The 19,184-nt window shown below is 69.8% G+C and carries 19 protein-coding genes; 8 read left to right on the top strand and 11 right to left on the bottom strand.

Annotation, left to right across the window (positions count from 1 at the left end; translation table 11 throughout):
- Positions 1-56 precede the first annotated feature (56 nt).
- Complete coding sequence (locus tag ACQEVJ_RS42430) at positions 57-914, top strand: helix-turn-helix domain-containing protein (RefSeq protein WP_433110749.1); 858 nt, start codon at positions 57-59, stop codon at positions 912-914.
- A 62-nt stretch (positions 915-976) separates the two neighbouring features.
- On the top strand, positions 977-1,183 hold the full coding sequence (locus ACQEVJ_RS42425) for a DUF397 domain-containing protein (RefSeq protein ID WP_433110747.1): 207 nt from the start codon (positions 977-979) through the stop codon (positions 1,181-1,183).
- On the opposite strand, the gene ACQEVJ_RS42420 is transcribed toward ACQEVJ_RS42425, so the two are convergent.
- The 3 genes from ACQEVJ_RS42420 to ACQEVJ_RS42410 all read right to left on the bottom strand — a co-directional run bounded on the left by ACQEVJ_RS42420 (position 1,180) and on the right by ACQEVJ_RS42410 (position 4,055).
- On the bottom strand, positions 1,180-1,848 hold the full coding sequence (locus tag ACQEVJ_RS42420) for a DUF6082 family protein (protein ID WP_433110745.1): 669 nt from the start codon (positions 1,846-1,848) through the stop codon (positions 1,180-1,182). The genes ACQEVJ_RS42425 and ACQEVJ_RS42420 overlap by 4 nt on opposite strands.
- A gap of 246 nt (positions 1,849-2,094) precedes the next feature.
- Positions 2,095-3,543, bottom strand: coding sequence for a catalase (locus ACQEVJ_RS42415; protein WP_433110743.1), 1,449 nt, complete (start codon positions 3,541-3,543; stop codon positions 2,095-2,097).
- 68 nt (positions 3,544-3,611) lie between these two features.
- Positions 3,612-4,055: a Fur family transcriptional regulator gene (locus ACQEVJ_RS42410; protein WP_433113255.1), complete on the bottom strand. Its 444-nt coding sequence runs from the start codon at positions 4,053-4,055 to the stop codon at positions 3,612-3,614.
- A gap of 117 nt (positions 4,056-4,172) precedes the next feature.
- Here ACQEVJ_RS42410 and ACQEVJ_RS42405 point away from each other — a divergent pair, with 117 nt between their 5' ends.
- Positions 4,173-5,261 (top strand): CapA family protein, encoded by a 1,089-nt coding sequence (locus ACQEVJ_RS42405; protein WP_433110741.1) that lies wholly within the window; start codon positions 4,173-4,175, stop codon positions 5,259-5,261.
- Between the two features lie 263 nt (positions 5,262-5,524).
- Positions 5,525-6,094, top strand: a complete 570-nt coding sequence (locus ACQEVJ_RS42400) for a TetR/AcrR family transcriptional regulator (protein ID WP_433110739.1) — start codon at positions 5,525-5,527, stop codon at positions 6,092-6,094.
- A gap of 56 nt (positions 6,095-6,150) precedes the next feature.
- Here the strand turns inward: ACQEVJ_RS42400 and ACQEVJ_RS42395 are convergent, their stop codons facing one another.
- The gene (locus ACQEVJ_RS42395; RefSeq protein ID WP_433110737.1) at positions 6,151-6,546 is read right to left on the bottom strand and encodes a hypothetical protein; all 396 of its coding nucleotides are present in this window, start codon (positions 6,544-6,546) and stop codon (positions 6,151-6,153) included.
- A gap of 163 nt (positions 6,547-6,709) precedes the next feature.
- Between ACQEVJ_RS42395 and ACQEVJ_RS42390 the strand changes: the two genes are divergently transcribed.
- The gene (locus ACQEVJ_RS42390; protein WP_433110735.1) at positions 6,710-7,249 is read left to right on the top strand and encodes a hypothetical protein; all 540 of its coding nucleotides are present in this window, start codon (positions 6,710-6,712) and stop codon (positions 7,247-7,249) included.
- A 338-nt stretch (positions 7,250-7,587) separates the two neighbouring features.
- Here the strand turns inward: ACQEVJ_RS42390 and ACQEVJ_RS42385 are convergent, their stop codons facing one another.
- From ACQEVJ_RS42385 to ACQEVJ_RS42355, 7 genes are all read right to left on the bottom strand, one after another.
- Complete coding sequence (locus ACQEVJ_RS42385; protein WP_433110733.1) at positions 7,588-8,943, bottom strand: hypothetical protein; 1,356 nt, start codon at positions 8,941-8,943, stop codon at positions 7,588-7,590.
- A 160-nt stretch (positions 8,944-9,103) separates the two neighbouring features.
- Positions 9,104-11,695: an ATP-dependent chaperone ClpB gene (gene clpB / locus ACQEVJ_RS42380; protein WP_433110731.1), complete on the bottom strand. Its 2,592-nt coding sequence runs from the start codon at positions 11,693-11,695 to the stop codon at positions 9,104-9,106.
- Positions 11,696-11,718: 23 nt separating this feature from the next.
- Positions 11,719-12,066: a heat shock protein transcriptional repressor HspR gene (locus tag ACQEVJ_RS42375; RefSeq protein ID WP_433110729.1), complete on the bottom strand. Its 348-nt coding sequence runs from the start codon at positions 12,064-12,066 to the stop codon at positions 11,719-11,721.
- Positions 12,067-12,070: 4 nt separating this feature from the next.
- The gene (gene dnaJ, locus ACQEVJ_RS42370; RefSeq protein ID WP_433110727.1) at positions 12,071-13,240 is read right to left on the bottom strand and encodes a molecular chaperone DnaJ; all 1,170 of its coding nucleotides are present in this window, start codon (positions 13,238-13,240) and stop codon (positions 12,071-12,073) included.
- Positions 13,241-13,367: 127 nt separating this feature from the next.
- Positions 13,368-14,000 carry a nucleotide exchange factor GrpE gene (grpE, locus tag ACQEVJ_RS42365; protein WP_433110725.1) on the bottom strand — a complete coding sequence of 211 codons (633 nt, stop codon included), beginning with the start codon at positions 13,998-14,000 and terminating at the stop codon, positions 13,368-13,370.
- Positions 13,997-15,862, bottom strand: coding sequence for a molecular chaperone DnaK (gene dnaK, locus ACQEVJ_RS42360; protein ID WP_433110723.1), 1,866 nt, complete (start codon positions 15,860-15,862; stop codon positions 13,997-13,999). Before dnaK ends, grpE begins: the two co-directional genes overlap by 4 nt.
- A gap of 211 nt (positions 15,863-16,073) precedes the next feature.
- Complete coding sequence (locus ACQEVJ_RS42355; RefSeq protein ID WP_433110721.1) at positions 16,074-16,541, bottom strand: hypothetical protein; 468 nt, start codon at positions 16,539-16,541, stop codon at positions 16,074-16,076.
- A gap of 91 nt (positions 16,542-16,632) precedes the next feature.
- Between ACQEVJ_RS42355 and ACQEVJ_RS42350 the strand changes: the two genes are divergently transcribed.
- The 3 genes from ACQEVJ_RS42350 (at position 16,633) to proC (ending at position 19,099) form a co-directional block, all read left to right on the top strand.
- A complete protein-coding gene (locus ACQEVJ_RS42350) occupies positions 16,633-17,361 on the top strand; it encodes an ABC transporter ATP-binding protein (protein ID WP_433110719.1) in 729 nt (242 codons plus the stop codon).
- Positions 17,358-18,092: an ABC transporter permease gene (locus ACQEVJ_RS42345; protein ID WP_433110717.1), complete on the top strand. Its 735-nt coding sequence runs from the start codon at positions 17,358-17,360 to the stop codon at positions 18,090-18,092. The genes ACQEVJ_RS42350 and ACQEVJ_RS42345 overlap by 4 nt, the downstream gene beginning before the upstream one ends.
- Positions 18,093-18,304: 212 nt before the next feature.
- Positions 18,305-19,099 (top strand): pyrroline-5-carboxylate reductase, encoded by a 795-nt coding sequence (proC, locus tag ACQEVJ_RS42340; protein ID WP_433110715.1) that lies wholly within the window; start codon positions 18,305-18,307, stop codon positions 19,097-19,099.
- Positions 19,100-19,184 lie beyond the last annotated feature (85 nt).

Here is a 19,184-nt window from a genome sequence, read left to right as displayed (position 1 = left end):
CCATCCGTGCGTCCACCGCAACCACCGGATTCACCGGATGAAGGAGGTCGGCCGGGGTGCCCGAGCACGGCAGTCCCACCGTCCGCCGCCGGCGGCTGGGGCAGGAACTGCGCCGGTTACGCGAGCGCGCCGACCTGACGGGCGACCAGGTCGCCTCCCGGCTGGGCTGGTCGGCAGCGAAGATCAGCAGAATCGAGACGGCGCGCACCTCGCCTCGCACGAGCGATGTTGAGGCACTTCTGGTGATCTACATGGTAGATTCCCGCCAACGCCAAGAGCTGCTCGCCCTGCACCGGGACGCGACCCGGAAGGGCTGGTGGGAGGATTATCGCGACTCCCTGCCGAAGGAATACACGACGTTCCTTGGCCTGGAGGCCGAAGCCACGGCGGCACGCGACTGGGAACCCCAGGTGGTGCCGGGTCTGTTCCAGACAGAGGCGTACGTCCGAGCCATGATGGAGAGCGGACAGCGGAGCACCCTTGAGGCGCCGGGCGGCGTCCGCAGCCGGATCGAGGTCCGGATGGCGCGCCAGCAGGCGGTTCTCAGGGCGGAGAGCCCGCTGGCCATCTCGGCCGTCCTGGAGGAGTCGGTCCTGCTGCGCCGGTTCGGCGACCACGAGGTGATGCGGGAACAGCTCAGGCGGTTGATCGAGGTGTCAGAGCTGCCGAACGTCGAGTTGCGGATCCTTCCGCTCGACGCGGACCACCCGATCAACACCGGGGCGTTCTGCCACCTCAAGCTGCCCGAGTTCCACGATGTCGTGTACCTGGAGGCACTTCTGGGCGGACGTCTGGTCGAGGACGAGGCGATCGTCTACCGGTACGAGGTGGCATTCGACTACCTGGAGACGAAGGCCCTCGACGTGGACGACTCCCGCCGGTTCTTGGAGAAAACCGTCCGTCACTGGCGTTAGCCAGCTCTAGACCGCCCCGGAAACCCGCGCGGATGATTTCCGGGGGGAGAGAAACATTGTCCATGAACTCGATTGACCTGTCCGGTGCCGCCTGGTGGAAGAGCAGCCGGAGCGCCAACAACTGCGCCTGTGTGGAGGTGGCCGTACTGCCCGACGGCCATGTGGGTGTGCGCGACAGTAAGAACCAGGACGGTCCCGCTCTCATCTTCACCCCCACCGAATGGGACGCGTTCATCGGAGGCGTGAAGGACGGCGAGTTCGACCTTTAATCCTCGGCCTGGCCGGCCCTTCCGGCGGCCAGGCCCTTCTTCTTCCTCCTGAGAACTTCTACCGCCCAGTAGGCGGCGGTGGTGGCTACAACAGCTATTGAGGCAAGAGCTGAGGGTGACGGCCTGTTGCGACGAGGCCGGCTTGTCTTCGAAGGAACGGTCCGCGAGGATCGGACAGCCCTGTATTCCTCATCTATGATCTGCCAAAATCGGCGCTTACGTGCGTTGTTCGCGACTGCGAGACGAGCCATACGTGTGTCCGTCCAGAAGTCGTATCCCAATCGCTGGGAAAAGAGTGCGGTCTGTGCGTGTGACCGAAGCATTTGAGTAGAGGTCTCCCCGACCTCGTACATCATCTCCCAGTAAGAAACAATCAGATTCAAGTAGAGCTGCTGCCGTAATATCCGCGCCTCATGTTCTGAGTCGAGGGCGCCCCAGCAGGCGAGAAGCTCGCGATTATTGATGGCCATTTCCATCAACTGGAAATGGTGGTTTCGTTCGATTTCTTTTCTCGCCGCGCGGGCCTGCCTGGCCTGCAGGATCAGGGAGGCTGCGACTCCCGTGAGGGCGAGGGCCGAAAAAATCGCTGAAGCGGCACCGTATGTCTGTCCGATATAGCTGAGCTGCTCCCAGTCCACATCCGGGGAAGCCGCGATCTTGCTCATGGCGATGGGGGAGGCGATGGTCAGCGCTGCTCCGACTAGCACGGTAAGCACCGTCAGCGTTATTGGGAGCAGGTAGACCGGCTTGTGAGTGTTGCGACGACGGAGCCGTGACACCCCGCAACTATGTCATGTCAATTCCTCACCGGACAGGCACTTGGGAGTAAGTGGCGAGGTCCAGGAGAAACGAACAAGCGCGTACGGCCCGCGCCCGGAAAGGGGCGCGAGCCGTACGTGAGGGGAAGGGGGTCAGGCGACGCCGAGCCCCTGCGCGACGCGCTGGCCGAGGTCCTTGTGGATGTTGGTCCAGTACTCGACCACGCGCTTCTTCATGTCGGCGGTGACCTCGGGAGCCGAGGCGTGGCCGACGATGTTGCTCACCATGTGGTCGCGGTCGACGTCCGAGAGCACGCTCTCCCACAGCGCGCGCGGCTGGACGTAGTCGTCGTCCTCGCGGTGCCTGACGTGGGCGCTCCGGATGATCTCACCGGCGACCTGGTAGTTCTCGCCCTCGTAGAGCGACGGGTCGGCCGCGGGGCCGTTGACGCTGTTCGGCGCGTAGACCGGGTCGCCGGGGTTGCGGTAGCGCATCTGGCCGTCGCGGTTGTAGCTGTGCACCGGCACCTTCGGCGCGTTGACCGGAAGCTGCAGGTAGTTCGGCCCGATGCGGTAGCGGTGGGCGTCCGGGTAGGAGAACAGCCGCCCCTGGAGCATCTTGTCCGGGGAGGGCCCGATGCCCGGCACCAGGTTCGCCGGCTCGAAGCCCGCCTGCTCGACCTCGGCGAAGTAGTTCTCCGGGTTGCGGTTCAGCACGAACCGGCCGATCGTGATCTCCGGGTAGTCGGAGTGCGGCCAGACCTTGGTGAGGTCGAACGGGTTGAACCGGTAGTCCGCCGCGTCCTCGAACGGCATTATCTGGACGTTGACCCGCCACGCCGGGTGGTCGCCGTTCCTGATGGCGGTGTGCAGGTCGCGGATGTGGAAGTCCGCATCCGCCGCCACCAGCGCCTTGGCCTCGGCGTCGGTGAGGTTCTCGATGCCCTGCTCGGTCTTGAAGTGGTACTTGACCCAGAACTTCTCCCCGCCGGCGTTGTACCAGAGGAAGGTGTGCGACCCGAAGCCGTGCATGTGCCGCCAGGTGCGCGGAGTGCCGCGGTCGGTCATGAGGAACGACACCTGGTGGGCGGACTCGGGCGACAGCGTCCAGAAGTCCCACTGCATGTTGTGGTCGCGCGTGTGGGTGTCGGCGCGGCGCTTCTGCGAGTGGATGAAGTCGGAGAACTTCGAGGGGTCGCGGATGAAGAAGATCGGCGTGTTGTTGCCGACGATGTCGTAGTTGCCGTCCTCCGTGTAGAACTTGATCGCGAAGCCTCGGGGGTCGCGTACGGTGTCGGCGCTGCCCAGCTCGCCGGCGACGGTCGAGAACCGCAGGAAGAGCTCGGTCTCCTGGCCCTTCTGGAACAGCTTGGCCTTGGTGTACTGACTGACGTCCTCGGTGATCCGCAGCACGCCGTGCGCGCCGCCGCCCTTGGCGTGCACCACGCGCTCGGGAACCCGCTCCCGGTTGAAGTGGGCCATCTTCTGGATCAGATAGTGGTCCTGCAGCAGCAGCGGGCCGTTGGGGCCGACGGACAGCGAGAACTCGTCGCTAGGAGCGGGAATCCCGGCGTCGGTGGTGGTGATGGGCCTGTCGGTCATAGGGCTGTCCTCCGGGGTCACTTCATGGGAATGCGTGCGGAAAGCAACGGAAAGCAGGGACGCGAGGCTCAGACGCGGGCGGAGTCGGGCTGGGCGCTGCCGGCCTCGGCCCGGCACGGGGGGCACAGGCCCCAGTAGATGACGTCCGCCTCGTCCACCAGGTAGCCGGCGTCCGACGCCGGCTCCAGGCAGGGCGCGTGCCCCACCGCGCAGTCGACGTCCGTGACCTTTCCGCAGCGGCGGCAGACGAGGTGGTGGTGGTTGTCGCCCACCCGCGTCTCGTACCGCGTCGGGCTGCCCGCGGGCTCGATGCGGCGGAGCAGTCCGCCGCGCTGCAACGCGTTCAGCGAGTCGTAGACGGCTTGCAGGGACACCTGGCCGAGGCGTTCGCACACACCGCGATGGATGGCGTCCACGTCGAGGTGGTCGCCTCCGCTCACGGTCTGCATGATCGCCAGCCGGGCCGCGGTCACCCGCAGTCCGGCCTGGCGAAGGCGCCCGGCGTCGTCCACAGCCCTCACGTTAGCAGTAAACTTGAATGACTCAAGTAAAGGAACTCTCCAAGTTTTTTGCCCCGGGATCTCCCACGGCTCCCCGGATGTCGTCGGGAGATGGCATGCTCGGGTGCCGTGAGACGTCAGCCCCTCGCCCTGTCCCTGTTCGCCCTCCTCGCGGCTCCCCTCCTCGTCGCGGGGTGCAGCCCGGCGGAGAGTGAGCCCGTCCCCAGTGCGTCGCAACTGGAGGCCAAGACCGCGACGCCGTCTCCCAAGCCGCAGCGGCGGCCCTTCACGATCTCCTTCGCGGGCGACGTGCACTTCGAGGGCGTCCTCCGCAACCGGCTCAACGCGGACCCGCGTACGGCGCTCGGCCCGATCGCCGCCGTGCTGCGCAAATCCAATCTCACCGCGCTCAACCTCGAGACGGCCATCACCACCGCCGGCACTCCCGCGCCGGGCAAGCAGTTCACCTTCCGCGCCCCGGCCACGGCGTTCACCGCGCTCAAGGCCGCCGGGGTGGACGTCGTCACGATGGCCAACAACCACGGCATGGACTACATGGAGAGCGGCCTGCGGGACACGCTCGCCGCGATCAGGTCCTCGAAGTTCCCCGTCATCGGCATCGGCGCGAACGAGACCGAGGCATACCGGCCCTACCGCAGGACGGTCAACGGCAACCGGGTGTCGATCATCGGCGCGACCCAGGTGCTCGACGAGCAGTTCATCCAGTCGTGGACCGCCTCCGGCGACAAGGGCGGGCTCGCCTCGGCGAAGAACGAGCCCCGTCTCCTGCGTGCCGTACGGCAGGCCCGCAAGAACTCCGACACCGTCATCGTGTTCCTGCACTGGGGCACCGAGCTGGTCAAGTGCCCGACGCCGGTGCAGCGGAGCCTGGCGGACAAGCTCGTGGCCGCGGGGGCCGACGTGATCGTGGGCAGCCACGCGCACATCCTGCTGGGCGGCGGCTACTCGGGTCCGGCGTACGTGCAGTACGGCCTGGGCAACTTCGCCTTCTACAACTGGGGCCCGGACACCGGGGCGACCGGCGTGCTCACCCTGACGATCAACGGCAGGAAGGTCCTCAAGGACGAGTGGACCCCTGCCCGGATCAACGGCGGCGTGCCGATTCCCGTGACGGGCGGCGCCAAGCAGCAGGCGCTCGGCGCCTACCGCGCGCTGCGCGGCTGCACCGGCCTGTCGGCCGCACCCGCTGACTCCTGACGGCGGCGCTACGGGATTCTTGCCGCAATTCAGGCGACTGGTCGATAAGCGCTGACCACGGCGCGTGAAACAGGCAAGATGGGTGGGTGTCCAGCCGGTACGTGAGGGAAGCAGGCGGTCCCGCTTTCGTCGTCGAGCACTGTGCCGCCGTCGAGAAGTGGGGCCGTGGGGGTGATGAGGGGATGTCGCCGCGCTCGTCGCATCCCGGTGAGCCGTTGCGGCGGCGTCCTTCGCAGCGTCGCAGCGCCCGCAGAGTGGAGCGGATGCTCGACGCCTGCGCCGAGTTGCTCGACGAGGGCGGGTACGACGCGCTGACGACCACCAGGGTGGCCGAGCGGGCCGGGGTGGCGATCGGCTCGGTCTACCAGTTCTTCCCCGACAAGCGGGCGCTCAGCCAGGCCCTGACGCGGCGCAACGTCGAGTTGTTCGTCGCGCGGGTCGGGCGTCGCTTCATGGTCGAGGACTACGCCGGCTGGTGGGACGCCGTCGACGCCATCATCGACGAGTACGTCGAGATGCACCGCACGGTGCCCGGGTTCCGCTCGCTGCACTTCGGCGAGGTCTTCGACCTCGACCTCCTCGACTCCGTGGCCGACAACAACACCGTGATCGCCGGACGGCTCCGCGCGCTGCTTCTCACCGAATTCGGACTGGCTGACAGCGAGGATTTGGACCGTGCCATCATCGTCGCCGTCGAGGCGGGGGACGCGGTGCTGAAGCTCGCCTTCCGGCACGATCCGAATGGAGACCCCGGAATCGTGGCCGAAGCCAAACAGCTCGTCCGCGGATACCTGTCCCGCCAACTGGCCTCCGCCATCTCGCGGCACGAGTGACGACGCGGCGGGCGGAGCGGCTCGTGCCGGGAGGCGGGTGGCGTCGTGCGAGCGGCTCACTCGCGGGGGCGGCCGGGATCGCCCGGCGCCTGCGGGCCGGGTACGGCGCGGGGGACGCCGATCGAGGGCCACAGCCCCGGCGCGGTGGCCGGGACATAGGCGGTGTTCTGCCACGACCTGGTGCGGGTGCGCGGCGGTATCGTCAGCTCCCGCATGTCGTCCTCGTCCATCAGGCTCGGCTGTCTCTTCCCGGCCGCGTCGGCACGGCATCTCAGAGACGCCGCGGGCTCGACTCTCAGCTCCATAATCTGCAGCTTGGCCTGCAGTCGGGCCACTTCGGCGCGGGCCTGGTCGAGCGCCTCGTACTGGGCCGTGACGAAGCCGGCGAAACCCGGGACCACGGCGGCGAGCACCGTTGTGGAGGCGAGAGTCAATATCACCCGCTTGGACATGCTGTAACGCTCCTCGCCGAGCTTCGATTGGCACAGGCGTGGTGCGATATGCCCGACTATCTGCCGGGAAAAGCGCATAGTAGCCAAACGTGTACTAATCGTTGCTTCGGCAATGCCTGGTGTTGCCCTGCGAAAACAGGCCGGGATCGGTAGCCTCGGCTCTGTGGCACATGTGACAAATGAGCAGGTCGACCGACTGCTCGAACAGGCCCTGCTGCTCGATGACCACGGTGCCCTCGCCCGCCGCCTCGACGAGCTGGCCCAGGGGTACGAGTCGGGAGAAATGTCCAGGGCGGCGATCCTCGTGCTCGCCGCTGAGGAGTGGCGCCAGGCCGGTCAGCCCGCGACCGCCCTCGACCGTTACCAGGGCGCCCTGGAGGACGGCGGGGAGGTGCCGGTGGACCCGCGTGCGGGCATCGCCGACACGCTGTTCGAACTCGACCGGCCCGAGGAGGCCAGGGCGGTGATCGCCGCGATCAGGGCAGGGGACTGGAACCCGGCCACCGCGCTGACCGTCGCCGAGACACTCGTGGCCTACGGCGACCTCGATGCGGCGCACGAGTGGGCCACCGACGGCATCCGCTCCTGCGGCGCGACGGGGCCGGGCATCCGCGACTCGCTGCTGCGCACCCGCTACCGCATCCGGGTCGATCTCGGCCTGCCGGAGGACGACCTCGACGCCCTCCTCGACGTCTCCCGCTGAGCCCTCTCGGCGTCCCGGCTACGGCTGAGGGCCTCCGCTGAGCCCTCCGGACCGTTTGCCGGAGCAGGTGGTGTGGGCATGTGAAAAGGGGCCGTGGATCACGGCCCCTCGGTCACGCTGTCTTTGGTCTCGTTGTCTTCGGTATCTCGGTGGTCGAGTCCGGGTGGGAGCCGGGGCGACGCCGCTCACTCGGCCGGGCCGGTGTGAACCTTCCCGGCAGGTGCTCGCGTCTCTCCCCGCCCGGCGAACTCGTTCCTCGTGCGGCCCGGTCGCCGAACCCGGGCCGCCGGCCGCGAGGCGCCGTCCTCGCGCGTCCGTGGCGTACGGCGGCCGCAGGGTTACGGCAGGAGCTTCTTGCCGGTCGCGGTGGCGAAATCGGTCACCGCGCGCGTGCCCGTCGCCTTGGTGAGGGCGGCAGGGGCGGTGATGTCACCGTTCTGCTGGCGCGTGGCCGCCTTGGGGTGCTCGCGCGGCAGCAGCCGCGGCACGTGCCGGCCGTCCATCGCGTCGGGCTGCACGGCCGCAGCCGTCCCCCGTCCGCGCGCGTCGTCGTGACGCTGACGCCTGTCCTTGGCTCCCTTCTTGAGCTCGCCCTCCGGCAGGGAGGAGTTCCGCGTGCCGGTCATGGGCCGGCCGGCCTGACCCGCCTGCGGGGCCGCCTGATTGGCGCTCTGGTTGGCGGCCTGGGCCGGCGCCATGGCGCCGGGCTGCTTGTGGGGGTGGTGCGCCTTGCGGTGGCGGTGGTTCCGGACCGGGAAGGTCTGCGTGCTCTGCTCCTGGCCCGAGGCGCCGCTCTGCGAACTGGTGCTGTGGGACTCGCTCTGGGGCGCGAGAGCGCCCTGTGTGCCCTGGTTCCGCGCCTCCGGCTTCTGCGCCCCCGGGTTCTGTGCTCCCGGGTTCTGCGCCCCTGGCTTCCGCATCCCCGGCTTCTGTACCCCCGGCTTCTGCGACGCCGGGCCCTGGGCCGAGTCGCCCCGGGACGCGGAGCCCGCCGGCTCGTTCTCCGGCTTGGGATGCCGGTGGCTCTTCTTCGGATGCCCCTGAACGACGGGGTGCTCCCGCTCCTGGGCGACCGGCGCGGTCCGCAGCGCCTGCGGGGCGCAGGCGTTCGCGGCGCTGGGCCTGGTCGGCGCGACAGCGAGGAGGGGCACGGTGCTCCTGGCCGGGAACAGCGTCTTGGCATCCGCCGCGGGAGCGGCGGGCGCGCGGCGCGGTTCGGAGACGGCCGTGGCGCCGGCCACGGCGTTCTGCACCGGGGCGGAGACCGCCTTCGCGGGCGCCGAGAGGGTCCTGGCGTCGGCGGGCAGCGTCTTCGCGCCCGCCGGTGCGGGCAGTGCCGCCGCGCCGCCGGGCACCGCAGCGGGCACCGCAGCGGGCACCGCAGCGGGCACCGCAGCGGGCATCGTGCCCGGCAGCGTACGGGGGCCTGGCACGGCCGGCAGGTCAGCGGGCCCCGGGACGGTGCGGGCGGTCGTGGCCGAGCCGGCGGGAAGCGAGTTGCGTCCCTGCCCGGCGGCCGCTCCGGCCGCGTCGGCGATGCTCAGCACGCCCGCCGCCGGAGCGAGGGTGGTCAGTCCTCCCGTCACGTCGCGGCCCGTGACGTCATGGCTTGTGACGTCGCGGCTTTGGGCCCGGCAGGCGTCGGCCAGCGCGCCGCCCTTCGCCATCGCCGGGCCCCCGGTCAGCCAGCTCACTCCGGCAGTGACCGCCGCGAGCGCGACGCACCGCCCTCGAATACTTCGTGATGTCCTGGACATCCACGTCCCCCTGATCGCGTACCGTAGTCCGACGAACGCCGAACGTAGCAGCGAGGAGAAAGGGCGGGGCGCGCTTGCCCCAATGGTGGGGAAGACCTTACCGAGTGGGCCGGATCGTCAGCGTGTCACCTGCCTCGTCAAAGTCGACGATTACCTCGTCGCCGTCCCGGATGGCCCCCGACAGCAGCTCCTTGGCGAGCTTGTCGCCGATGGCCGACTGGATCAGGCGGCGCAGCGGGCGGGCGCCATACAACGGGTCGTAGCCGGTCAGCGCGAGCCAGTCGCGGGCGGCGGGCGTGACGGTCAGCTTCAGCCGCCGGTCCGACAGGCGCCGGGCAAGCCGGGCGACCTGCAGGTCCACGATCTGCGACAGCTCCTCGGTGCCCAGCGCGTCGAACACGATGATGTCGTCGAGCCGGTTGAGGAACTCGGGCTTGAACGACGCCCGCACCGCGTTCAGCACGGCCTCGCGCTTGGCCCCGTTCTCCATCGCGGGGTCCACGAGGAACTGCGAGCCGATGTTCGAGGTGAGGATCAGGATCGTGTTGCGGAAGTCGACCGTGCGGCCCTGCCCGTCGGTGAGCCGGCCGTCGTCGAGCACCTGCAGCAGGATGTCGAATACCTCGGGGTGGGCCTTCTCGATCTCGTCCAGCAGCACCACGGTGTACGGCCTGCGCCGCACGGCCTCGGTGAGCTGGCCGCCCTCCTCGTAGCCGACGTATCCGGGCGGCGCGCCGACCAGGCGGGCCACGCTGTGCTTCTCGCCGTACTCGCTCATGTCGATGCGGGTCATGGCCCGCTCGTCGTCGAACAGGAACTCGGCGAGCGCCTTGGCCAGCTCGGTCTTGCCGACGCCGGTCGGGCCGAGGAAGAGGAACGAGCCGGTCGGCCGGTCGGGGTCGGCGATGCCGGCCCGGGCACGCCGTACGGCGTCGGAGACGGCCTGGACGGCCTCACGCTGGCCGATCAGGCGCTGGCCCAGCTCGTCCTCCATCCGCAGCAGCTTGGCGGTCTCGCCCTCCAGCAGCCGCCCGGCGGGGATGCCGGTCCACGAGGAGATGACCTCGGCGATGTCGTCGGGGCCGACCTCCTCTTTCACCATCGGCTCGGCCTCGGCCTCCGCCGTCTCGGCGGCCTTGGTGGCCTCGTCGAGCTCCTTCTCCAGGCGGGGGACGTCGCCGTACATGAGCCGGGACGCGGCCTCGAAGTCGCCGTCGCGCTGGGCCCGCTCGGCCGCGCCGCGCGCCTCGTCGAGCTGCTTCTTCAGCTCGCCGACCTTGTTGAGGCCGGCCTTCTCCCGCTCCCACCGGCTGACCAGGGCGTTGAGGTCCTCCTGGCGGTTGGCCAGCTCCTCGCGGAGCTTCTCCAGGCGCTGCCGGCTGGCCTCGTCGGTCTCCTTGACGAGCGCGAGCTCCTCCATCTTCAGGCGGTCCACGCTGCGCTGGAGCTGGTCGATCTCCACCGGCCGCGAGTCGATCTCCATGCGCAGCCGCGACATCGACTCGTCCACCAGGTCGATCGCCTTGTCCGGGAGGAAACGCGCCGTGATGTAGCGGTCGGAGAGCGTCGCGGCGGCGACCAGGGCGCTGTCGGAGATCTGCACCTGGTGGTGGGCCTCGTAGCGGCCCTTGAGCCCGCGCAGGATCGCGATCGTGTCCTCGACGGTCGGCTCGCCGACGTAGACCTGCTGGAACCGCCGCTCCAGGGCCGGGTCCTTCTCGATGCGCTCGCGGTATTCGTCGAGCGTGGTGGCGCCGATCATGCGCAGCTCGCCGCGGGCCAGCATGGGCTTGAGCATGTTGCCGGCGTCCATCGCGCCCTCGGCGGCGCCCGCGCCCACCATGGTGTGCAGCTCGTCGATGAACGTCACGATCTGGCCGTTGCTCTCCTTGATCTCGTTGAGCACGGCCTTGAGGCGTTCCTCGAACTCGCCGCGGTATTTCGCGCCCGCGACCATCGCGCTGAGGTCGAGCGCGACCAGGCGCTTGTTGCGCAGGCTCTCGGGCACGTCGCCCGCGACGATCCGCTGGGCGAGGCCCTCGACCACGGCGGTCTTGCCGACGCCGGGCTCGCCGATCAGCACGGGGTTGTTCTTGGTGCGGCGCGACAGCACCTGGACGACCCGGCGGATCTCGCTGTCGCGGCCGATCACCGGGTCGAGCTTGCCGGAACGCGCCCGCTCGGTGAGGTCGACGCCGTACTTCTCCAGCGCCTGGTAGGTGTCCTCAGGGGTCTCGCTGGTCACCCTGGCATGCCCGCGGACCTTCTCGAACGCCTCGAGCAGCGCGTTGGGGGTGGCGCCCGCGGCCTTCAGCAGGTCGGAGACCTGCCCGCCGTCGGTGGCGAGCCCGACCAGCAGGTGCTCGGTCGAGACGTACTCGTCCTCGAGCTGCTTGGCCCGCTGCGCGGCGGTGTTGAGCACGGTCAGCAGCTGGCGTGAGCTGGACGGCGCGCTCACGGTGGAGCCCTGCGCCTTCGGCAGCCGGTCGAGCAGATCCTCGGCCTGGGCGCGCAGGTGCCGGGGGTCGGCGCCGACGGCCTGCAGCAGCGACCCGGCGATGCCGCCGTTCTGCGCCAGCAGGGTCGTCAGCAGGTGCGCGGGCGCGACCTCGGGGTTGCCGTCGGCCGCGGCGCGCCGGACGGCCGCGGACAGTGCCTCCTGGCTCTTCTGGGTGAACTTGTAGTCCATATGTGAATGCCTCGTTTCGCCGGTCAGGCAGGTGGCAGTTCGTAGCGGACCAGTGCCCGCAACATCGTGAGCTCACCCCTGAGCTGGGTGACCTCCTCGCGCAGGCGCATGTTCTCGGTTTCGAGTTCGAGGATGCGCTTGATGCCGGCGAGGTTGATGCCGTGCTCCTGGGAGAGCCGCTGGACCTCGCGCAGAAGCACGATGTCCCTTGTCGAATACAGCCGCCCCCGCCCGGCCGTACGGCCGGGGCTGACGAGGCCGAGCCGGTCGTACTGGCGCAGCGTCTGCGGGTGCAGCCCGGACAGCTGGGCGGCTACGGAGATCACATAGACGGGGGTGTCGTCGGAGATGTCGAAAAACCTGGCATCCATCGGCTCACTCGCTTCTGGCCTGCTTGATCAGCTCTTCGCGAAGGTCCTGGCCCTCCGTGGCGTTCCTGAACTCCTCGAGGGCCGCGCGGGCCTTGTCGTCGAGGTTCTGGGGCACCGTGACCTGGACGGTGACCAGCAGGTCGCCCTTCGTGCCGTCCTTGCGGGAGGCCCCCCGGCCGCGCACTCGGAACGTCCGCCCGTTGGGCGTTCCCTCCGGGATGCGCAGGGTCACCGGCATCCCCCGCAGCGTCGGCACCTTGATCTCGGCGCCGAGCGCGGCCTCGGGGAAGGTGACGGGGACCGTGACGGTCAGGTTCTCCCCGCTGCGCCCGAACACGGGGTGCGGCTTGACGTGGACCAGCACGTAGAGGTCGCCGGCCGGGCCGCCGTTCTCGCCGGGCGCGCCCTTGGCCTTGATCCTGATGCGCTGGCCGTCGCCGACCCCGGCCGGGATGCGGGCCTGGATCGTACGGGTGCTCTTGCCGCGCCCGCTGCCCTCGCAGACGGGGCAGGGGTCGTCGACCACCAGGCCCCGGCCGCGGCAGTCGCGGCACGGCTCGGAAAAGGCGAAGTTGCCGAGGTTGCGGCTGGCCGCCCCGGTTCCCTCGCAGGTCGGGCAGACCCGCGGCGTGGTGCCCGCCTTCGCCCCCGTGCCGCCGCAGGCGGTGCAGGCGGCCGAACTGGTGAGCCGGAGGGACACGGTGGTGCCGTCGACCGCCTCGCCGAAGGCGAGCGTCACCTCCGACTCGATGTCCTGGCCGCGCCGTGGCCGGGCGGTGGTCGTGCGCGTGCCCGCTCCGCCCCGGTTGAACAGCCCCCCGAACAGGTCCCCGATGCGCTCGCCCGACCCCGTGCCGCCGAACAGGTCGCCGAGGTCGAAGTTGAAGCCGCCGCCGGCCCGGGTCCCGCCCGCGCCGGCGTAGCCGCCGAGCCCCGACCCGAAGAGCGTGCGCGCCTCGTCGTACTCCTTGCGCCGCTTGACGTCGGAGAGCACGTCGTACGCCTCGGAGACCTCCTTGAACTTCTCCTCGGTCTCCTTGTTCCCCGGGTTGGCGTCGGGGTGGTACTGGCGGGCGAGCTTGCGGTAGGCCTTCTTGATCTCCTCCGCGCTCGCGGACTTGGGCACACCAAGGACGGCGTAGTAGTCCTTTTCCAAGTAGTCCTTGGTGCTCATCTATCGCTTCCTTCGCACACGAAAGGGGAGTGAATCGGTGTTCTCGCGGCCGTCCCCGCGGCTGTCGTCGCGGGTGCCCTCGCGGGTCTCTCCCGATCTTCGCCGATCGGGAGAGACCTCCGCGGTTTCAGTTCTCGTCCGGCCCGCCGGAGCCGGCCGCCGTCTCCTCCGGCGCCGCCTCCTCGCTCGGCTCGGCGACGGCCACGCGGGCGGCGCGCAGGATCCGGTCGTTGATCCGGTAGCCCGGCTGGAGGATCTCGACGCACGTCGGCTCGGTCACCTCCGCCGAGTAGCTGTGCAGCAGGGCCTCGTGCACGGTCGGGTCGAAGGGGTCGCCCTTCGCGCCGTACACGGTCAGGCCCAGCTTGCCGACGGTCGCCTCCAGCGACTCGCTCACCTTCGCGAAGCCGCCGGTGAGCTCACCGTGGTCGCGCGCGCGGCCGATGTCGTCGAGCACCGGCAACAGTTCGGTCAGCACGTTCGCGACGGCCTGCTCCTTGACGGCGATCCGGTCGCGCTCGACCCGCTTGCGGTAGTTGCTGAACTCCGCCTGAAGCCGCTGGAGGTCGGCGGTGCGCTCGGCGAGCAGGTCCGTCGCGGACCCCTCGGCGGGCGCCGCCGCCGTCTCCGTGCCCTGGTCGCCGGGGGCGGCCTCGGGCACGCCCCCGGCGGCCTCGCGGGCCTTGCCGGTCTCCGGGTCGATCTTGCGGTTGTCGCGGATCACCGGCTCCTCCTCGGGGCCGTTCTCACGCGGGCTCACTTGCGGCCGCCCTCCCGCTCGTCGTCGACGATTTCAGCCTCGACCACGTCCTCGTCGGCCTTCGCCTGCGCGTCCTCCGCGCCCGCGCCGGCCGCGGCGCCCTCGGCACCGGCCTGTGACTGGGCGTAGATGGCCGAGCCCATCTTCTGGCTGACCGTGGCGAGCTTCTCGGCGGCGGTGCGGATGACGGGGATGTCGGTGCCCTCCAGCGCCTTCTTCAGCTCGGCGAGCGAGTCGTTGACCTCGGTCTTCACGTCGGCCGGGACCTTCTCGTCGTTCTCGCGGAGGAACTTCTCCGTCTGGTAGGCCAGCGCGTCCGCGTTGTTGCGGACCTCGGCCTCCTCACGGCGCTGCTTGTCGTCCTCGGCGTAGGACTCCGCCTCGCGCATCATGCGCTCGATGTCCTCCTTGCCCAGGGCCGAGCCGCCGGTGATGGTCATCGACTGCTCCTTGCCCGTGCCGAGGTCCTTCGCCGAGACGTTCACGATGCCGTTGGCGTCGATGTCGAAGGTGACCTCGATCTGCGGGATGCCGCGCGGTGCCGGGGCGATGCCGGTCAGCTCGAAGGTGGCCAGCTTCTTGTTGTACGCCGCGATCTCGCGCTCGCCCTGGTAGACCTGGATCTGCACCGACGGCTGGTTGTCCTCGGCCGTGGTGAAGACCTCCGAGCGCTTGGTCGGGATCGTCGTGTTGCGCTCGATGATCTTGGTGAAGATCCCGCCCTTGGTCTCGATGCCCAGGCTGAGCGGGGTGACGTCGAGCAGCAGGACGTCCTTGACCTCGCCCTTGAGGACACCGGCCTGGAGCGCGGCGCCGATGGCGACGACCTCGTCCGGGTTCACGCCCTTGTTGGGCTCCTTGCCGCCGGTCAGCTCCTTGACCAGCTCGGACACGGCCGGCATACGGGTGGAGCCGCCGACCAGGACCACGTGGGCGATGTCGGAGATCTTGATCCCCGCGTCCTTGATGACCTGGTGGAAGGGGCCCTTGCAGCGCTCGATCAGGTCGGCGGTGATCCGCTGGAACTCCGCCCGGGTCAGCTTCTCCTCCAGGTGCAGCGGGCCCTCGGAGGAGGCGGTGATGTAGGGCAGGTTGATCGTGGTCTCGGTCTGGGCCGACAGCTCGATCTTGGCCTTCTCGGCCGCCTCGCGCAGGCGCTGGAGGGCCATCTTGTCCTTGGACAGGTCCACGCCGTGCGCGTTTTTGAAGCGAGTGACCAGTTCGTCGACGACCCGCTGGTCCCAGTCGTCGCCGCCGAGGAGGTTGTCACCACTGGTGGCCTTGACCTCGACGAACCCGTGCCCGTCCTCCTGGCCGACGTCGAGCAGGGACACGTCGAAGGTGCCGCCGCCGAGGTCGAAGACCAGGATGGTCTGGTCCTTCTCCTTGTCCAGGCCGTAGGCCAGGGCCGCGGAGGTGGGCTCGTTGATGATGCGCAGCACGTTGAGGCCCGCGATCTGGCCGGCCTCCTTGGTGGCCTGCCGCTGGGCGTCGTTGAAGTACGCCGGGACGGTGATCACCGCGTCGGTGATCTTCTCGCCCAGGTACGCCTCCGCGTCCTGCTTGAGCTTCTGCAGGACGAACGCGCTGATCTGCTGGGGCGTGAACTTCTTGCCGTCGATCTCGATCGACCAGTTCGTGCCCATGTGGCGCTTGACCGAGCGGATGGTCCTGTCGACGTTGGTCACCGCCTGCCGCTTGGCGACCTCGCCGACGAGAACCTCGCCGTTCTTCGCGAACGCGACCACGGACGGCGTGGTCCGCGAGCCCTGAGCGTTCGTGATGACCGTGGGCTCGCCGCCCTCGAGGATCGAGACGACGGAGTTGGTCGTCCCCAGGTCGATACCTACCGCACGTGCCATGAGTACGTCCTTGTAGTCAAAGTTGAGTCGGTCAGACTCAAATACTAGCCCCGCTGGGGGGTCTGTCAAACGTCTTGAGTCTATGAGGCTCAACCCTGGAGCGCGCGGATTTCATCCCGTCATCGCGAACTTGTGTGGTCTGTCCTCCCTGCCCCGCCCGGGGTGTGGACCCGGCTCCGGCCCCGAAGCGGACCTGACCCGGCTCGGCGGCCTACTTCGCGCCGTCCACGACCTTCCGCCCGTCGAGCGGGGCCTTGAGGTGCACCTTCGTGGTCTTCAGGATCGCGATCGCGATGCAGACGGCGTCGGGCGAACGCCGGTCCTGCCCCTCGTACAGGGTGACGGTGACCTCGCGCGCGGTCTCGGTCACCTCGACGCGGTCGAGCACGTTGCAGGGCTCCACTCCGGACCACCACACGACGTCGAGGGACCTGCCGTCGTCGACGGGGGTGGCGCTCTCCCACGGCACCTTGCGCGGGTTCAGCGTGGGCCCGGCCGGCGTCACCGGAGACGGGGTGCCGCTCGGTGCCCCGGACGGGCCGGTCGGCGCGGGCGAGCCGTGATCGGCCCCGGCGCCGGAGGGGGAGCCTTCCGGCTGCTCGGGTGAGGCCGAGGTGGAGGAGGTCCCTCCGCAGGCGACCGCCAGGAACAGGAGGGCCACGAGCCAGAGCTTTCTCATGCCCCTTACACGGCTGTAAAGGCTCTCCGGTTCACCCGCGACCGGCCGCCCACGCGTTGACGCGCCCGTGTCGTGGGGCTAATTTCAACGCATGATGAATTTATCGGGTCCCGCGATCGCCGTACGGGATCTGCGGGTGTCGCGGGGCGGGGCAGAGGTCCTGCACGGCCTCACCTTCGAGGTGCCGCGAGGGCAGGTCACCGGCCTGCTCGGGCCGAGCGGCTGCGGCAAGACGACGCTCATGCGGGCGATCGTGGGCGTTCAGATCGTGTCCGGGGGCGAGGTGAGCGTGCTCGGCGAGCCGGCCGGGAGCTCGGGCCTGCGCCGCAGGATCGGCTACTCCACGCAGACCCCGGCCGTCTACCGGGATCTGACCGTGCTGGAGAACCTGCGCTACTTCGCGGCCGTGCTCGGCGCGCCGAAGGAGGACCCCGAGCGGGTGCTGGCGGAGGTGGGGCTCGCTGGCGCCGCCCACCAGCTCGGGTCCACGCTCTCGGGCGGCCAGCTGGGCCGCGCCGGGCTCGCCGTGGCCCTGCTCGGCCGTCCGGAACTGCTCGTGCTGGACGAGCCGACGGTCGGGCTCGACCCCGTGCTGCGGCAGGAGCTGTGGACGCTCTTCCACCGCCTGGCCGAGGGCGGCACCACGATCCTGGTCTCCAGCCACGTCATGGACGAGGCCGCGCGGTGCGAGCGGCTGATCGTGCTGCGTCAGGGGGAGATCCTCGCCGACGACACCCCAGGCGCCCTGCGCGCGCACACGGGCACGGCCGACCTGGAGGAGGCGTTCCTGCGCCTGATCGAGAAGAGGGCGGCGGCATGAACCTCGCGATCACCCTCGCCACCGCCAGGCGGATCACGACCCAGCTCCGCCACGACCGGCGGACGGTCGCGCTGATGGTCCTGGTGCCGACGCTGGTCATGATCCTGCTCTACTACGTGATGGACGACGAGCGGTCGTTCGGCCGCTGGGCGCCGATCCTGCTGTGCGTCTTCCCCTTCCTGGTGATGTTCCTCATCACCTCGATCGCGACCCTGCGCGAGCGCACGTCGGGCACGCTGGAGCGGCTCATGGCGATGCCGCTCGGCCGGCTCGACCTCCTCCTCGGGTATGGCCTCGCGTTCGGGCTGGCGGCGTGTGCCCAGGTGGCGCTGGCGCTGGCCGTCTCCCTCACCTGGCTGGGCCTGGACCTGCCGGGCCCGCTGTGGCCGCTGGTGCTCGTCGCGCTGCTCAACGCCCTGCTCGGCACCGCGCTCGGCCTGCTGTGCAGCGCGTTCGCCCGTACGGAGTTCCAGGCCGTGCAGTTCATGCCGATCGTGATGATCCCCCAGATCCTGCTCGGCGGGATCCTCGTGCCGCGCGGGCAGATGGCGACCGTGCTGGAGTGGATCTCGGACGTGCTGCCCATGTCGTACGCGATCGAGGCGATGGCGCACGCGGTCGCGGACGCCGACCCGGGCGCCGAGTTCTGGCGCGACGTCGCCGTGGTGGCGGGGTCGGCCGTGCTGGCCCTTCTGCTCGGGGCCGCCACCCTGCGTCGCCGAACCCCCTGAGTGTCTCCGAATCCCCTGAGTGCCGCCGTACGCCTTGAGCATGGGCTCAGGGCGTACGGCGGCGTGCAGCAGGCGCAGCGCCTCACCGACGCCTCCTCGCCGAATTCCGCGATCCGATTGGCGGAACACCACGGGCGCAGCGCATTCGGCTCCGTCCCGCGAGGTCGGTAGGCTGCGGGGAGATCCCGGCGAAGCCCAGAAGAGGTGCAGGAATGATCGCGATTCTCGGGACCGGAAAGATGGGCGAGGCCCTGCTCTCCGGGCTGGTACGCGCCGGTCTGCGGCCGGACGAGATCGTGGCGACGGCCCGCAGGCCCGAGCGGGCCGAGGCGCTGCGCGAGCGGTACGGCGTGCGGGTCGCGAGCAACGCCGAGGCCGCCAAGCTGGCCGAGACGCTGATCCTCGCGGTCAAGCCGCAGGACATGGGCGCGCTGCTGACCGAGGTCTCCCCGCATGTGGCCGCCGACCGGCTGGTGATCTCGGTGGCCGCCGGCATCACGACCGCGTTCGTGGAGGCGAGGCTCGGAGACGGCGTGGCGGTCGTGCGCGTCATGTCCAACACGCCCGTCCTGGTGGACGAGGCCATGAGCGTCATCTCGGCCGGGGCGCACGCCTCCGAGGAGCACCTCAAGCGCACCGAGGAGCTGCTCAGCCCGGTGGGCAAGGTGCTGCGCATCCCCGAGTCGCAGCAGGACGCCGCCACCGCCCTGTCCGGCAGCGGCCCGGCGTACTTCTTCTACCTGGTCGAGGCCATGGTCGACGCCGGGATCCTGCTGGGCATGCCGCGCGCCGCCGCCCTCGACATGGTCACCCAGTCGATCGTCGGCGCCGCGATCATGCTGCGCGACTCGGGGGAACACCCGGTGATCCTGCGCGAGGCCGTGACCTCGCCGGGAGGCACGACGATCGCCGCCATCGCCGAACTGGAGCGCCACAAGGTGCGGGCCGCGTTCCTCGACGCGATCGAGGCGGCCTGCGAGCGCAGCCGCCGTCTCGCCGCCGGCTGACATACGGCGCTTCCTCCTGACACTGCCCCGGTTCACGGACAGTGTCCCGGTTGCCGCGCCGATGCCCTGTGCCGACCGGCATTCC

It is taken from the genome of Microbispora sp. CA-102843 (assembly GCF_050936215.1).
GTDB lineage: Bacteria > Actinomycetota > Actinomycetes > Streptosporangiales > Streptosporangiaceae > Microbispora.
The sequence above is the reverse complement of the archived record's forward strand: the minus strand, read 5'-3'. Positions and strand labels throughout refer to the sequence as shown.

What these genes read in the sequence shown, in the direction of transcription:
- clpB (WP_433110731.1), bottom strand. Translation starts at nt 11,695, where the DNA reads ATGGACTACAAGTTCACCCAGAAGAGCCAGGAGGCACTGTCCGCGGCC.
- ACQEVJ_RS42375 (WP_433110729.1), bottom strand. Translation starts at nt 12,066, where the DNA reads ATGGATGCCAGGTTTTTCGACATCTCCGACGACACCCCCGTCTATGTG.
- ACQEVJ_RS42425 (WP_433110747.1), top strand. Translation starts at nt 977, where the DNA reads ATGAACTCGATTGACCTGTCCGGTGCCGCCTGGTGGAAGAGCAGCCGG.
- ACQEVJ_RS42355 (WP_433110721.1), bottom strand. Translation starts at nt 16,541, where the DNA reads ATGAGAAAGCTCTGGCTCGTGGCCCTCCTGTTCCTGGCGGTCGCCTGC.
- ACQEVJ_RS42400 (WP_433110739.1), top strand. Translation starts at nt 5,525, where the DNA reads ATGCTCGACGCCTGCGCCGAGTTGCTCGACGAGGGCGGGTACGACGCG.
- dnaK (WP_433110723.1), bottom strand. Translation starts at nt 15,862, where the DNA reads ATGGCACGTGCGGTAGGTATCGACCTGGGGACGACCAACTCCGTCGTC.
- dnaJ (WP_433110727.1), bottom strand. Translation starts at nt 13,240, where the DNA reads ATGAGCACCAAGGACTACTTGGAAAAGGACTACTACGCCGTCCTTGGT.
- ACQEVJ_RS42415 (WP_433110743.1), bottom strand. Translation starts at nt 3,543, where the DNA reads ATGACCGACAGGCCCATCACCACCACCGACGCCGGGATTCCCGCTCCT.
- proC (WP_433110715.1), top strand. Translation starts at nt 18,305, where the DNA reads ATGATCGCGATTCTCGGGACCGGAAAGATGGGCGAGGCCCTGCTCTCC.
- ACQEVJ_RS42345 (WP_433110717.1), top strand. Translation starts at nt 17,358, where the DNA reads ATGAACCTCGCGATCACCCTCGCCACCGCCAGGCGGATCACGACCCAG.
- ACQEVJ_RS42395 (WP_433110737.1), bottom strand. Translation starts at nt 6,546, where the DNA reads ATGTCCAAGCGGGTGATATTGACTCTCGCCTCCACAACGGTGCTCGCC.
- ACQEVJ_RS42420 (WP_433110745.1), bottom strand. Translation starts at nt 1,848, where the DNA reads ATGAGCAAGATCGCGGCTTCCCCGGATGTGGACTGGGAGCAGCTCAGC.
- ACQEVJ_RS42350 (WP_433110719.1), top strand. Translation starts at nt 16,633, where the DNA reads ATGATGAATTTATCGGGTCCCGCGATCGCCGTACGGGATCTGCGGGTG.